At 64.8% G+C, this 12,753-nt stretch carries 13 protein-coding genes; 10 read left to right on the top strand and 3 right to left on the bottom strand.

Going from position 1 to position 12,753, the window contains the following annotated elements; genetic code table 11:
- The first annotated feature begins 70 nt into the window (after positions 1–70).
- Positions 71–1,249: a cytochrome P450 gene (locus ACEN2S_RS19275; RefSeq protein ID WP_441869332.1), complete on the top strand. Its 1,179-nt coding sequence runs from the start codon at positions 71–73 to the stop codon at positions 1,247–1,249.
- A 293-nt stretch (positions 1,250–1,542) separates the two neighbouring features.
- Here ACEN2S_RS19275 and ACEN2S_RS19270 read toward each other — a convergent pair whose 3' ends face one another.
- Positions 1,543–2,004: an Lrp/AsnC family transcriptional regulator gene (locus ACEN2S_RS19270; RefSeq protein WP_441869329.1), complete on the bottom strand. Its 462-nt coding sequence runs from the start codon at positions 2,002–2,004 to the stop codon at positions 1,543–1,545.
- A gap of 134 nt (positions 2,005–2,138) precedes the next feature.
- Between ACEN2S_RS19270 and cobA the strand changes: the two genes are divergently transcribed.
- The 6 genes from cobA (at position 2,139) to ACEN2S_RS19240 (ending at position 6,926) form a co-directional block, all read left to right on the top strand.
- Positions 2,139–2,921 carry a uroporphyrinogen-III C-methyltransferase gene (gene cobA, locus ACEN2S_RS19265; protein WP_441869326.1) on the top strand — a complete coding sequence of 261 codons (783 nt, stop codon included), beginning with the start codon at positions 2,139–2,141 and terminating at the stop codon, positions 2,919–2,921.
- Positions 2,918–3,223 carry a DUF2849 domain-containing protein gene (locus ACEN2S_RS19260; protein ID WP_441869323.1) on the top strand — a complete coding sequence of 102 codons (306 nt, stop codon included), beginning with the start codon at positions 2,918–2,920 and terminating at the stop codon, positions 3,221–3,223. Before cobA ends, ACEN2S_RS19260 begins: the two co-directional genes overlap by 4 nt.
- Positions 3,216–4,883: a nitrite/sulfite reductase gene (locus tag ACEN2S_RS19255; RefSeq protein WP_441869320.1), complete on the top strand. Its 1,668-nt coding sequence runs from the start codon at positions 3,216–3,218 to the stop codon at positions 4,881–4,883. Before ACEN2S_RS19260 ends, ACEN2S_RS19255 begins: the two co-directional genes overlap by 8 nt.
- Positions 4,855–5,640 carry a phosphoadenylyl-sulfate reductase gene (locus tag ACEN2S_RS19250; protein ID WP_441869317.1) on the top strand — a complete coding sequence of 262 codons (786 nt, stop codon included), beginning with the start codon at positions 4,855–4,857 and terminating at the stop codon, positions 5,638–5,640. Before ACEN2S_RS19255 ends, ACEN2S_RS19250 begins: the two co-directional genes overlap by 29 nt.
- The gene (locus ACEN2S_RS19245; RefSeq protein WP_441869314.1) at positions 5,637–6,008 is read left to right on the top strand and encodes a DUF934 domain-containing protein; all 372 of its coding nucleotides are present in this window, start codon (positions 5,637–5,639) and stop codon (positions 6,006–6,008) included. The genes ACEN2S_RS19250 and ACEN2S_RS19245 overlap by 4 nt, the downstream gene beginning before the upstream one ends.
- Positions 6,009–6,101: 93 nt before the next feature.
- Positions 6,102–6,926: a ferredoxin--NADP reductase gene (locus ACEN2S_RS19240; protein ID WP_441869311.1), complete on the top strand. Its 825-nt coding sequence runs from the start codon at positions 6,102–6,104 to the stop codon at positions 6,924–6,926.
- A gap of 236 nt (positions 6,927–7,162) precedes the next feature.
- Here the strand turns inward: ACEN2S_RS19240 and ACEN2S_RS19235 are convergent, their stop codons facing one another.
- A complete protein-coding gene (locus ACEN2S_RS19235; RefSeq protein WP_441869308.1) occupies positions 7,163–7,777 on the bottom strand; it encodes a hypothetical protein in 615 nt (204 codons plus the stop codon).
- Between the two features lie 197 nt (positions 7,778–7,974).
- Between ACEN2S_RS19235 and infC the strand changes: the two genes are divergently transcribed.
- The gene (gene infC, locus ACEN2S_RS19230) at positions 7,975–8,538 is read left to right on the top strand and encodes a translation initiation factor IF-3 (RefSeq protein ID WP_441869305.1); all 564 of its coding nucleotides are present in this window, start codon (positions 7,975–7,977) and stop codon (positions 8,536–8,538) included.
- Positions 8,539–9,021: 483 nt separating this feature from the next.
- Positions 9,022–10,503 carry an AbrB family transcriptional regulator gene (locus ACEN2S_RS19225; protein ID WP_441869302.1) on the top strand — a complete coding sequence of 494 codons (1,482 nt, stop codon included), beginning with the start codon at positions 9,022–9,024 and terminating at the stop codon, positions 10,501–10,503.
- Here ACEN2S_RS19225 and ACEN2S_RS19220 read toward each other — a convergent pair.
- Entirely contained in the window at positions 10,500–11,384 is an 885-nt protein-coding gene (locus ACEN2S_RS19220; protein WP_441869299.1) for a LysR substrate-binding domain-containing protein, read from the bottom strand. The genes ACEN2S_RS19225 and ACEN2S_RS19220 overlap by 4 nt on opposite strands.
- A 106-nt stretch (positions 11,385–11,490) precedes the next feature.
- Between ACEN2S_RS19220 and ACEN2S_RS19215 the strand changes: the two genes are divergently transcribed.
- A complete protein-coding gene (locus ACEN2S_RS19215; protein ID WP_441869296.1) occupies positions 11,491–12,705 on the top strand; it encodes an acyl-CoA dehydrogenase in 1,215 nt (404 codons plus the stop codon).
- Positions 12,706–12,753 lie beyond the last annotated feature (48 nt).

Genomic DNA, 12,753 nt, shown 5'->3' with positions numbered 1-12,753 from the left:
CCCGCGGCGGCGCACCTGCCCTCTTGCAGCCGCCCGCAACTCGGGGTTTTGTGCGCGCCGGAGGTACCCCATGCAACGCCTGAGCCAATTGCCAACCGACCCCGCCTTTGTGCAGGACCCTTACCCGTTCTACGACCGGCTGCGCGCCGCGGGGCCCTTTGTGCACTGGGACGACTATGCGATGCCGGTGACGGCGCGGGCGGCCGTGGTCAGCGCGGTGATGCGGGACCGCCGTTTTGGCCGCGAGGCGCCCGAAGGATTTGCCCCCCCCTATCCGCCGCATCTCGCGCCGTTCTATGCGGTCGAGAACCATTCGATGCTGGAACTCGACGGGGCGCGCCATGCCCGCCTGCGCGGCCTAACGCTGCGCGCCTTCACCTCGCGCCGGATCAAGGCGATGGCGCCGGAAATCGCGCAACTCTCGCATGATTTGATTGATGCGATGCCGGCAGAGGCCGATCTGATCCGCGATTTCGCACAAAAACTGCCGGTGATCCTGATCGCGCGGCTCCTCGGCGTGCCCGAGGCGCGGGCGGATGACCTTCTGCACTGGTCGAATGCGATGGTCGGCATGTATCAGGCGGGCCGCAGCGCCGAGACCGAAGCCCGGGCGATTGCCGCAACCGAGGATTTCGTGGCCTTCCTACGGGGCTATATCGCCGAACGCCGCGCCAGCCCGGCCGATGATCTGATCACCCATCTCATTGCCGCCGAAGAGGCGGGCGAACATCTGACCACGGACGAGCTGATCGCCACCTGCATCCTCTTGCTGAATGCCGGGCATGAGGCGACGGTGCACACGATCGGCAATGGCGTCAAAGCCCTGCTGGAAAACGGCTATGGCGCCGAAGCGCTGACGCCTGACCAAGTCTCGGGCACTGTTGAGGAAATCCTGCGTCAGGACCCGGCATTGCATCTCTTTACCCGCTGGGTGCTGGAAGATCTCGAGATGGCGGGAGAACATTTCCGGCGCGGTGACCGCATCGGCCTCCTGCTCGGCGGCGCCAACCGTGACCCGATGGTCTGGGAGGACCCCGCCGCCTTCCGCCCCACCCGCGCGGCCCAAACGCATTTCACCTTCGGCGCGGGCGCGCATTTCTGCATCGGCGCCCCCCTGGCGCGGCTGGAATTGCAAATCGCGCTGCCGATCCTCTTTCAGCGTCGCCCCAATCTGCGGCTGGCGGAAGCGCCAAGCTACGCGGATATCTACCATTTTCACGCGCTGAAACGGTTGCGCGTCGAAGGCTGATCCCCTGCCCGGCCGCGCACGCTGCCGAAAATGCGGGAGCCTCCGGCGGGGATATTTTGAACGAAGCAAGCGGCAATTTACTTTTTGTTAACCAAGCCGCGAGACGCTTGTCAGGCGGTACAGGCGGGGACGCCGATGACCGCACGACGCAAGCGCTCCGCCTTCCCGACTCGATGTGTCGCGCAGGGCGGAGCGTGAACTCAGATCGACAGATCTTGCGGAACCTTCCAGATTGCTTCGTCAAAAATATCCCGGGGGGAGCCGCAGGCGGGGGGCAGCGCCCCCCTCTGACCTCAGAGCGGAAGCAAGGTCGTGGATTTGATCTCTTCCATCGACAACAGCGCCGTGACGTTGTGGATCTTCACTTCGGAGATCAGCGCCTGATAGAACTGGTCATAGGCACGGGCATTCTTCACCCGCACCTTGAGGATGTAGTCGATATCCCCCGCCAGCCGATGCGCTTCGAGCACTTCGGGCCGCGCGCGCAGCGTCTTGAGAAACCGCTGCTGCCAGTCGCTTTCATGCTCCGACGTGCGGATCAGCACGAAGAAACAGGCCTCCAGCCCCAGCGCTTCGGCGTCGAGCAGAACCGTCTGGCGTCCGATCACGCCTTGCTCTTTCATCTTGCGGATACGGTTCCAGACCGGCGTCTTGGAACTGCCGACCTTGCGCGCGATATCGTCCAGCGACTGGCTCGCGTCCTCTTGCAGCTGCGCAAGAATTTTCCGATCCATCTCGTCCAGCCGGACAGTCATCCGCTTTTCCTTCCATTTCCGGGACAGGGGTTTTCCGCAGCAGAGCATAGAGAACGAAATTCCTTATCTGCAAGGGGATATAGCGCAGCAGGGGAAAAATTTCCTATATTGGGAGGGAAGAAAGGCAGGATTCCGTGCAAGCAATCCATCCCCATCTTGGTCATGTGACCCTGGCAGGCTCCGGCCCCGGCGACGCCGGGCAGCTGACGCTGGCCGTGGCGCGGGCTTTGGCCAATGCCGATATCGTGCTGCATGACCGTCTGGTCAGCGCAGAGGTTCTGGCGCTGGCGGGGCCGCAGGCGGCGCTGATCGAGACCGGCAAGAGCGGTTTTGGCCATGCGCTGCCGCAAGATGAGATCAATGCGATGATCATCGGTTTCGCCCGCGAGGGCCGCGATGTGCTGCGGCTGAAATCGGGTGACCCGTCGATTTTCGGCCGTCTGGGCGAAGAGCTGGACCAGCTCGACGCCGCGGGCATCGGTTACACGATCCTGCCGGGTGTTACCGCCGCGTCGGCCGCCGCCGCCGCGATTGGCCAAAGCCTGACCCGCCGCGGCCGCAATGCCGATCTGCGCATTCTGACCGGGCATGATGTGGCGGGCTTTGCCGAGCTGGACTGGCACAGCCTCGCCCAGCCCGGTGCGGTTGCCGCGATCTATATGGGCAAACGCGCCGCGCGCTTCCTGACCGGGCGCCTGATGATGCACAGCGCCCACCCGGAAACGCCGGTCACCCTGGTCGAGAACGCCTCGCGCGCCGAACAGCGGATCACCGGCACCACCCTCGCGCAATTGCCCGATGCGGTGGAGGGGCTTGACGGTCCCGCCGTGATCCTGTTTGGCCTCTCCCCGCGGGCGAGCGCTACCGCCCTGATCCATTCTCCCCTGCCGCCGCTAACCAAGGAGGCCACCCGATGAGCCGCCGTTTTACGCCCAAAGTCGTGACCGCCAATGACCTGCTGGAAGGCGATGTCATTTACCAGACCGCTGACAATCAGTGGAGCCGCCATCACCACGAGGCCGAGCTGATCGAGGATGAAGAGCTGGCCAATGCCCGCCTCGCCCATGCGGCCGCGCAAAAGAACCTGATCGTCGGCGCCTATCTCGCCGATGCGAAACCAGGTGCGCAGGGCCCCGAACCGATCCATTTCCGCGAAGCCTTCCGCACCCGCGGCCCTTCGAACTATCCGCACGGCAAGCAGGAGACTGCAGATGTATAAATACAGCGATTTCGACGAAGCCTTCGTGCGTGAGCGCGTGGCGCAATTCACCAGCCAGGTTGAGCGCCGCATCGACGGGAGCCTGACCGAGGATGAATTCCGCCCGCTGCGGCTGATGAACGGCCTCTATCTGCAGCTGCATGCCTATATGCTCCGCGTTGCCATTCCCTATGGCACGCTGTCGAGCGCGCAGATGCGGCAACTGGCGATGATCGCCGAGCGCTGGGACAAGGGCTATGGCCATTTCACCACCCGGCAGAACATCCAGTACAACTGGCCGAAACTGCGCGATGTTCCGGCGATCCTTTCGGCTTTGGCCGATGTGGGGATGCATGCGATCCAGACCTCGGGCAACACGATCCGCAACGTGACGGCGGACCATTTCGCCGGGGCCGCCGCCGATGAGATCGAAGATCCGCGCCCGGTGGCCGAGCTGATCCGCCAATGGTCCACCGACCATCCGGAATTCCAGTTCCTGCCGCGCAAATTCAAGATCGCCATCACCGGCAGCCCGAATGACCGCGCCGTTACCCGCGCGCATGACATCGGTCTGCGCATGGTCCGCAACGACGCGGGCGAGCCGGGGTTTGAGGTTCTGGTGGGCGGCGGCCTTGGCCGCACGCCGATGCTGGGTCAGGTCATCGCGCCCTTCCTGCCCAAGGCGGATCTCTTGCCGTATCTGGAGGCCATCGTCTCGGTCTATAACCTGATGGGCCGCCGCGATAACAAATACAAAGCGCGGATCAAGATCACCGTCTTTGAAAACGGCCTCGACACCTTCCGTGAGGCGGTGGACGCGGAATTCGCCCGCATCCGTCCGACCTTCCACGGCGTGGATCAGGTGCTGCTTGACGGGATCGTCGCGCAATTCCCGACGCCGGATTTCAAGGCGACCGATACGGCGGAATATGAGGCCGCACGTTCGGTGGATGCGCTCTTCCGCGCCTGGGCAGATCAGAACCTTGCCGCGCATAAACAGCAGGACCATGCGATCGTCACCATCAGCCTTAAGGCGCATGGCGAGACGCCGGGCGATGCCACCGCCGATCAGATGCGGCTGATGGCCGATCTGGCCGAGCGCTATGGCTATGGCGAGCTGCGCATCAGCCATGAGCAGAACGTGATCCTGCCGCATGTCGCGAAAGCCGACCTGCCGAAGGTGCATGCGGAACTGCTGCGCGCGGGTCTGGCCACGGCGAATGTGGGCCTCCTGTCGGATATCATCGCCTGCCCCGGCATGGATTATTGCGCGCTGGCCACCGCCCGCTCGATCCCGGTTGCGCAGGAACTGGCAACGCATTTCAAGGCCATCGGTCTGGAAGAAGAAATCGGCCAGCTGAAGATCAAGATCTCGGGCTGCATCAACGCCTGTGGTCACCACCATGTGGGCCATATCGGCATTCTCGGTCTCGACCGTGCCGGGGTGGAAAACTACCAGATCACGCTGGGCGGCGACGGCACCGAAACCGCCGCCATCGGCGAGCGCGCGGGCCCCGGCTTTGCCTATGACGAGGTGGTCCCGGCCATCGAGCGTTTGCTGCGTGGATATCTTGACCTGCGGGACAGCCCGTCGGAGAGCTTCATCGAAGCCTTCCGCCGTCTGGGGCCCGCCCCGTTCAAGGAGGCTCTCTATGACACTGCTGCCCGTGACGCCGCCTGAGGCGGATACCTCCGAGATCGACGCCCGTGTGGCCGAGCTGAACCAGAGCTACCGCCATCATGCGGCGGTGGCGGTGCTCGAGCGCGCGCTGAAAGACCCCGCCGTGGGCAATGTCTCGCTGGTCTCGTCCTTCGGGGCGGAATCGGTGGTGCTGTTGCACATGGTTTCGGTGATCGCGCCCGGCACGCCGGTCCTGTTCATCGACACGCAGATGCTGTTTCCGGAAACGCTGGAATATCAGCGCACGCTGGCCGACAAGCTGAAGCTGACCGACATCCGCAGCATCGTGGCGGCGGATGCGGCGCTGGCGCTCGACGATCCCGACGGCACCTTGCACCAGTTCAACACCGATGCCTGCTGCGCCCTGCGCAAGACGGTGCCGCTGGAAAACGCCCTGCGCGAGTTTGATGCCTGGATCACCGGGCGCAAACGCTATCAGGGCAGCACCCGCGCCGACATCAACTTCTTTGAGGTGGAAACCCCCACCCGGATCAAGATCAACCCGCTCGCCATGTGGGGCCGTGAGGATCTGGAAGAATATATGGTGGAAAACCGCCTGCCCCGGCACCCGCTGGTGGCCAAAGGCTATCCCTCCATCGGTTGCGCCCCCTGCACCAGCCCGGTAAAGCCCGGCGAAGACCCGCGGGCGGGCCGCTGGCGCGGTGCGGCAAAAACCGAATGCGGCATCCATTTCATCGGGGGCAAGGCCGTGCGCGGCCCGATCCCGACCGAGACAGACAAGGACCAAGTGGCATGAGCATTCTTGTGCGCGACGACGGCTTTCACGCCGATGATTACACCGGCGACACCGTGGTGATCGCCCCCGACACCAACCCCGATGAGCTGGCGCAGCTGGTCACTGGCGCGAGCCTGGTCTCGGTGGCGTTCCCGGCCTTTTCCGACGGGCGCGGCTTTACATTGGCGCGCCGCATCCGCGCGCTCGGCTATACCGGGCGGCTCAGGGCGGCGGGGCATCTGATCGCCGATCAATATGCGATGGCGCGCCGTTCCGGCATTGATGAGGTCGAGATCAGCGATGATCTGGCCGCGCGGCAACCGCAGGCGCAATGGCTGGCCCGCGCCAATTGGCAGGCCCATGACTATCGGTCGCGGATGCAGGGCTGAATTCAGTCTTCCCGAGACCGGCCTGACCCCTTAGAAGGGGCGCGCAAGCCCAAAGCCCGCGCCCCCTTTTCCGTTTTGACGAAAGTAAAGCCCGTGACCGAAGCAACCGCATCCGCCGCCACCATTCCCGCCCCGCGCCATCTGCCCGATGCGCAGACGGTGACTGCCGTCACCCATTGGACGGACAGCCTGTTCTCGTTCCGCGTCAGCCGTCCGCAGAGCCTGCGCTTCCGCTCGGGTGAGTTTGTGATGATCGGCCTGATGGGCGATAATGGCAAACCCTTGCTGCGCGCCTATTCCATCGCCTCGCCCAACTGGGACGAAGAGCTGGAGTTCTACTCGATCAAGGTACAGGACGGCCCGCTGACCTCGAAACTGCAGCACATCAAGGTGGGGGATGAGATCATCCTGCGCCCGAAACCGGTGGGCACCCTGGTGCATGACGCGCTCTTGCCCGGCAAACGCGTCTGGTTCCTGGCCACCGGCACCGGTCTCGCCCCTTTCGCCAGCCTGATGCGCGACCCGGAAACCTATGACAAGTTTGATGAAGTCATCATGATGCACACCTGCCGCACGGTGGGCGAGCTGGAATATGGCCGCAAACTGGTCGAGGGTCTGGCCGAAGATCCGCTGATCGGCGAGATGGTCGAGGGCAAGCTGAAATACTACCCCACCACCACCCGGGAAGAGTTTCACCACATGGGCCGGATCACCGACAACCTCGCCAATGGCAAGGTGTTCGCCGATCTGGGGCTGACCCCGATGAACCCGGAAACCGACCGCGCGATGGTCTGCGGCAGCCTGGCGTTCAACAAGGATGTCATGGCCGTGCTCGAAGGCTTTGGCCTGCGCGAGGGCGCCAATTCCGAACCGCGCGAATATGTGGTGGAAAAGGCATTCGTCGGCGAAGGCGTCTGAGCCGACCCCCGCAAGGCATTGAACCAAAAGAAAACGTAAACGCCGCCGGTCGCTTCCGGCGGCGTTTTACTTCGGGGGGAGCAGATGCACCGTCGCTTGATGCACCGTCTTTCGATGAAACGTCACTCGGCGCACAGTCTCTCGGTGCACAGTCGCTCGGTGCACAGTCGCTCGGTGCCATAAAAAACGCCGCCGGTCTGCACCGGCGGCGTTTTCTGTCTGGCGGTGGAAGGCGCTTACTTCAGCGCGGCTTTCACCTGCTCCAGTGCGGCCGCCAACAGCGCCGGGCTGTCCTTGGCGGCTTCCACCGTGGCCTTCAGCGCGGTTTTCGCGTCATCGGCCAGCGCCGACCCGTCGATCAGCTGGGTCACGGCGGTCATGTCAAACCCGTCAACCGACAGCGCCTTGTCCATCGCGGCAGCGGCATCGCCCGCCGCCTGACCGGCAGCCGCAGTGGCCTCAGCTGCAGCAGAACTGGCGGCAGCGGCGGCATCAGAGGCCGCAGCGGCCGCGTCATCGGCAGCCGCACCAACAGCGCCGGTGGCCGCATCGAGCGCTTCGGTGGCCGCGCCCTGCGCCGCAGCGGCGGCGGCGGCGGCATCGGCTTCGGCCTTGGCGGCCGCATCGGCGGCAGCCTGGGCCGCGGCGGCAGCTTCGGCTTCGGCGGCAGCCGCCGCCTCCGCTGCGGCTTTCTCGGCGGCGGCCTGATCGGCAGCGGCCTTTTCAGCGGCGGCTTTCGCGGCCGCATCAGCCTCGGCTGCCATCTGCGCCTTTTGCTGTGCGTCGTAATAGTAGAAACCGCCCGCGCCCAGGGCCAAGATCACCACGCCGATCAACAGATTCTTATTCATCATTCGCTCCCATTTCGCCGAAATGATTAAAGTTAATGCGCACTCTATTGCAGATAGCACCCCGTTTGAAAACCCAACCTGCCCCTGCGGCACCCCTCCTTGGCGGGGCTTTGCCGGTGCAATCGACAGCCCATTCGCCGCGCGGGGCCTTTTGCGGTTGAATCCCGGCGCGCAGAGTTCTATTTTGCCCGCCATCATTGAACCTCAGAAGGAACGCCACCATAGCCCGCAGACCGCACAACGCCCCGCCGCAACGCGACACCGGCCCCCGTATCAATGAGCGGATTCGTTCGCCCGAGATCCGGCTGATCGGCGCAGACGGCGAAAATGTCGGCGTCGTCACCCCCGCTCGCGCGATGGCCATGGCCGAAGAGGCCGGGCTGGATCTGGTGGAAATCTCGCCGACCGCCGTTCCGCCGGTCTGCAAGATCATGGATTTCGGCAAGTTCAAATACGAACAGCAAAAGCGCGAAGCAGAAGCGCGCAAGAAGCAAAAGATCATTGAGATCAAAGAGATCAAGTTCCGCCCAGGCACGGATACGCATGACTATGAAGTCAAGATGCGCTCGGTGCTCAAATTCCTGGACGAGGGAGACAAGGTCAAGGTGACCCTGCGCTTCCGCGGTCGGGAAATGGCGCACCAGCAGCTCGGCCTCGAACTTTTGAACCGCGTTGCCGCCGATGTGGGCGAAGCGGGCAAAGTGGAATCGATGCCCCGCCTGGAAGGCCGCCAGATGGTCATGATGATCGGGCCGAAATAAGCCAGAGCCTGCCGGAAGGAGAGACTCACCTCCCGCATCTGACATCAAACCCTCGGGCATCTGCTCCGGGGGTTTTGTTTTTCCGGGGGCATGCGGAGATCAGACCGCCGCTCTTACCGTCAGGTTCGACGGAGCGGGCTGTGCAAAGCACAAAGCGCCGCGGAGGGAGATCCGCGGCGCTCTGGCACCAGCGCAAGCACTGGCGCGCGGAACTGATGGGGGCGGGAAACCCGGCATCAGATGCACTGCCGGAGGGAGATCCGGCTCTGTGCAGGGCGACCGGAGGGAGATCCGGCGGGCACAACGGGAAGACAACAGGGAGACGTCGGGGCCCGCTGAGCCCGAACCCTGCCGCTTTTCTACGCGGGCTTGCGCCGCAGCACTTTGACCGAAATCAAATTCTTCGGGCGGGCGCGTTTCTTTGCGTGGGCTTTCGGGGTAAAAGCCGCCGTCCCCCCAGTGCCCACCCGGCAGGAGATCGCCATGACGCCGCCCTCTCACCCCCCGCATCTGCCCGAAGTGACGCCCGAAGACATGGGCGACGACAAGGCCGATCAGCCCGGCGTTTCGACCCCGCAACCCCTTGCTGCCAAGGACAGGCAGGCCGCACCGGCGGCCGCAGACGGGCCGGACGCCCCCCGGGGCGCTCCCCAGAGCATGCCCGACAGCGAGGTCCCGGCAAACCCCGCCCCGGCACCGGGTGAGTCGCCGATGCCGGACGGCACGGTCCCGACGGATCAGCCGCTCTCACCAACGGCAGATGCCCCGCCCGTCAACACGGCGTCAGGCATGGGGAGTGGGAGCGGGACTGAGACTGGTGGTTCCGCAGACGCAGGCATCAGCAACCGTGACGGCGCGGCGGGCGGCCCGCAGCAGGCCCCGGCCACCCCGGCGGCGGCGGAGACGGGCTTTTTTGCGCCGCAGATGCTGCGCGGGCGGGCGCTGACGCTGGCGGCGGCGGTGTGTGGCGCCGTGATCTTCGTCACCCTCGGGCTGCCGCTGCCGCTTTTGCTCGGGCCGATGATCGGCTGTCTGATCTTTGCGCTGGCGGGTGCGCCGTTGCGCGGCATGGGGGTGTTTGGCATCTTCATGCGCACCTTTCTGGGTGTGGCCATCGGCGCAACCGTGACGCCGGATCTGATCCGCGCCATGCCCGGCCACATCACCACCCTCGCGCTGGTGCCCCTGTTCATTCTGGTGATCGGCGGCATCGGCTATCCGTTCTTTCGCAAGGTCATGGGCTTTGACCATGCCACCGCTTTCTATTCGGCCATGCCGGGCGGGCTGCAGGACATGCTGATTTTTGGCGAGGAGGCGGGCGGCGATGTGCGTGCCATGAGTCTGGCGCATGCGACGCGGGTGCTTGTCATCGTCACCGCCGCGCCGATCCTGCTGCAGGTGTTTTATGGCGCCGATCTGACGCGCCCCCCCGGGGTGCATATCGGCGACGTGCCGCTGCACGAACTGGCGCTGATGTTGCTGGCCGGTCTGGGGGGCTGGCAACTGGCCGAGCGGGTGCATCTGTTCGGCGCCTCGATTCTCGGGCCGCTGATCGCCACCGCCTGCCTCAGCCTGGCCGGGCTGATCCATCAGCGCCCGCCTGCCGAGGTGATCTGGGCGGCGCAATTCTTCATCGGGATCGCGGTCGGGGCGAAATATGCGGGCATCACCCACCGCGAATTGCGGGTCTATGTCGGCGCTGGGGTGGCGTTTTCGCTGCTGCTCGCGGTGATCTCGGTCGGCTTTATCGAGGTGGCCATCCATCTTTCCTCGGCCCCGCCGCTGGATCTGATGCTGTCCTTCCTGCCGGGCGGCCAGGGCGAAATGGCGGTGATTGCCATCGTCACCGGCGCCGATGTGGCCTTTGTGGTGACCCACCATCTGACGCGGATCTTTCTGGTGATCATCATCGCGCCGATCATCGGCCGCTGGGCGCAAAGACGCGCCGCCCGCCGCACATTTTAGGCCGCCAGCCCCGCGAGATAGGCGCGCAACTGCGCCACCGCGGGCACCGGCGCGCTGCGCTCGGGCACGACCAGCACATAGGGCGTGCCGCTGGCCAGCCGCCGCCCGGAGGCCAGCCGCAATTGCCCCGCCGCCAGATCGCCCGCCACCAGAACTTCGGGCACCAGCGCCACGCCAAGCCCCGCCTTGGCCGCCGCCAGCACCATGGCAAATTGCTCAAACCGCGGCCCGCGCAGAATGGTGATCGGGTCGAGCCCCGCATGCAAAAACCAATCCAGCCAAAGGTTTGGCCGCGTGGATTGCTGCAAGAGCGGCAGCATTGCCAGATCGGCATCGGCCAGCGGCCCCGCCCCCACCAAAGCAGGCGCCGCCACCGCCACCAGCTGCTCTTCGCACAGCACATCCACCTGCAACCCCTGCCCGCTAACCGGCCCGCGCACCACCGCCACATCGCGGGCATCGCGGGCGAAATCCAGCGGGCTGAGCGTGGTGCTGACATCATAGGTCACCTGCGGGGCCGCCCGCGCAAAACCCGCCAGCCGCGGGATCAGCCAGGCCGCGCCGAAACTGGGCAGGCAGGCGATGCGCAGCACCTGATCATGGCCGCCAAAACTCATCACCGTCATCGCGGTGGCCTGCAGATCCGCGAGGATCCGCTCGGCATCGCCCAGCATCGCCCGCCCGGCATCCGACAGCACCAGACGTTGCCGCAGCCGCAGGAACAGCTGCACCCCCAGCCGCGCCTCCAGCGTGCCAAGCGCCCGGCTGACCGCGCTTTGCGTCAGCCCCAGCGCCGCCGCCGCCCCGGTGGCCGAACCGCTGCGCGCCGCCTGCACAAAGGCCTGCAGCTCGCTCAACGTGGGGGTATAGGCGTGGCGCATGAACCGGACTCCATGAGATTTCCTCATGAACTTGTAAACCCTATTCATTTGTACCCGGCAAGCCCCGGCGCTAGACTGTCCGCAACACTATGTCCCGGAGGATGCGATGAAACCGACGCTGAAAGCCAAAGACGCCCCCGACCTCGGCCGCTTCGACTGGGAGGATCCGTTCCGCCTGAACGACCAGCTGACCGAGGAAGAGCGGGCTTTGCGCGACGGGGCGCGGGCCTATGCGCAGGACAAATTGCAGCCGCGCGTCATCAAGGCCTTTGCCGAGGAAAGCACCGATCCGGCGATCTTCCGCGAAATGGGCGAGATGGGCCTGTTGGGCGCCACCCTGCCCGAACAATATGGCGGCCTTGGCGCCTCTTACGTCTCCTACGGGCTGATCGCGCGCGAGGTGGAGCGGGTCGACAGCGGCTATCGCAGCATGATGTCGGTGCAATCCTCTCTCGTGATCTATCCGATCTACGCCTATGGCTCGGAAGAGCAGCGGATGAAATATCTGCCGAAACTGGCCTCGGGCGAATGGATCGGCTGTTTCGGCCTGACCGAACCGGATGCGGGCTCTGACCCCGCCGGGATGAAAACCCGCGCCGAAAAGACCGCGACGGGGTATAAACTCACCGGGTCGAAGATGTGGATCTCGAATGCGCCGATCGCCGATGTCTTTGTGATCTGGGCGAAATCCGAGGCGCATGGCGGTAAAATCCGCGGTTTTGTGCTGGAAAAAGGCATGAAAGGTCTCTCGGCACCGAAGATCGGCGGCAAGCTCTCGCTCCGGGCCTCGATCACCGGCGAGATCGTGATGGACGGCGTCGAGGTGGGCGAAGACGCGCTCTTGCCGCATGTGGAGGGGCTGAAAGGGCCGTTTGGCTGCCTCAACCGCGCGCGGTACGGGATCAGCTGGGGCGTGCTGGGCGCGGCAGAGTTCTGCCTGCATGCCGCACGGCAATACGGGCTTGACCGCAAGCAGTTCAACAAGCCGATTGCGCAGACCCAGCTCTTCCAGCTGAAACTGGCGAATATGATGACCGAAATCAGCCTTGGCCTGCAGGCCAGCCTGCAGGTGGGCCGGTTGATGGACAGCGCCAATGCCGCGCCCGAGATGATCTCGATCGTCAAGCGCAACAATTGCGGCAAGGCGCTGGACATCGCCCGCTGGGCGCGCGACATGCATGGCGGCAACGGGATTTCCGAGGAATTCCAGGTCATTCGCCATATGGTCAACCTTGAGACGGTGAACACCTATGAGGGCACGCATGACGTTCATGCGCTGATCCTCGGCCGCGCCATCACCGGCTTGCAGGCGTTTTTCTGAAGATTGCGGCTCTCTGAAGGCGGGCCGCTTGGCCCGCCGCTTGCCCGG

Origin of the sequence: Phaeovulum sp. W22_SRMD_FR3 (assembly GCF_052113705.1) — a bacterium.
Classification (GTDB): domain Bacteria; phylum Pseudomonadota; class Alphaproteobacteria; order Rhodobacterales; family Rhodobacteraceae; genus JBGQOG01.
Note: the sequence above shows the minus strand (reverse complement) of the source record. Positions and strands in the feature narration are given on the sequence as shown.

Excerpts from the sequence above, each read along its gene's own strand:
- ACEN2S_RS19215 (WP_441869296.1), top strand. The coding sequence starts at position 11,491 with ATGAAACCGACGCTGAAAGCCAAAGACGCCCCCGACCTCGGCCGCTTC.
- ACEN2S_RS19220 (WP_441869299.1), bottom strand. The coding sequence starts at position 11,384 with ATGCGCCACGCCTATACCCCCACGTTGAGCGAGCTGCAGGCCTTTGTG.
- ACEN2S_RS19225 (WP_441869302.1), top strand. The coding sequence starts at position 9,022 with ATGACGCCGCCCTCTCACCCCCCGCATCTGCCCGAAGTGACGCCCGAA.
- ACEN2S_RS19260 (WP_441869323.1), top strand. The coding sequence starts at position 2,918 with ATGAGCCGCCGTTTTACGCCCAAAGTCGTGACCGCCAATGACCTGCTG.
- ACEN2S_RS19245 (WP_441869314.1), top strand. The coding sequence starts at position 5,637 with ATGAGCATTCTTGTGCGCGACGACGGCTTTCACGCCGATGATTACACC.
- ACEN2S_RS19255 (WP_441869320.1), top strand. The coding sequence starts at position 3,216 with ATGTATAAATACAGCGATTTCGACGAAGCCTTCGTGCGTGAGCGCGTG.
- ACEN2S_RS19270 (WP_441869329.1), bottom strand. The coding sequence starts at position 2,004 with ATGACTGTCCGGCTGGACGAGATGGATCGGAAAATTCTTGCGCAGCTG.
- ACEN2S_RS19250 (WP_441869317.1), top strand. The coding sequence starts at position 4,855 with ATGACACTGCTGCCCGTGACGCCGCCTGAGGCGGATACCTCCGAGATC.
- ACEN2S_RS19275 (WP_441869332.1), top strand. The coding sequence starts at position 71 with ATGCAACGCCTGAGCCAATTGCCAACCGACCCCGCCTTTGTGCAGGAC.
- ACEN2S_RS19235 (WP_441869308.1), bottom strand. The coding sequence starts at position 7,777 with ATGAATAAGAATCTGTTGATCGGCGTGGTGATCTTGGCCCTGGGCGCG.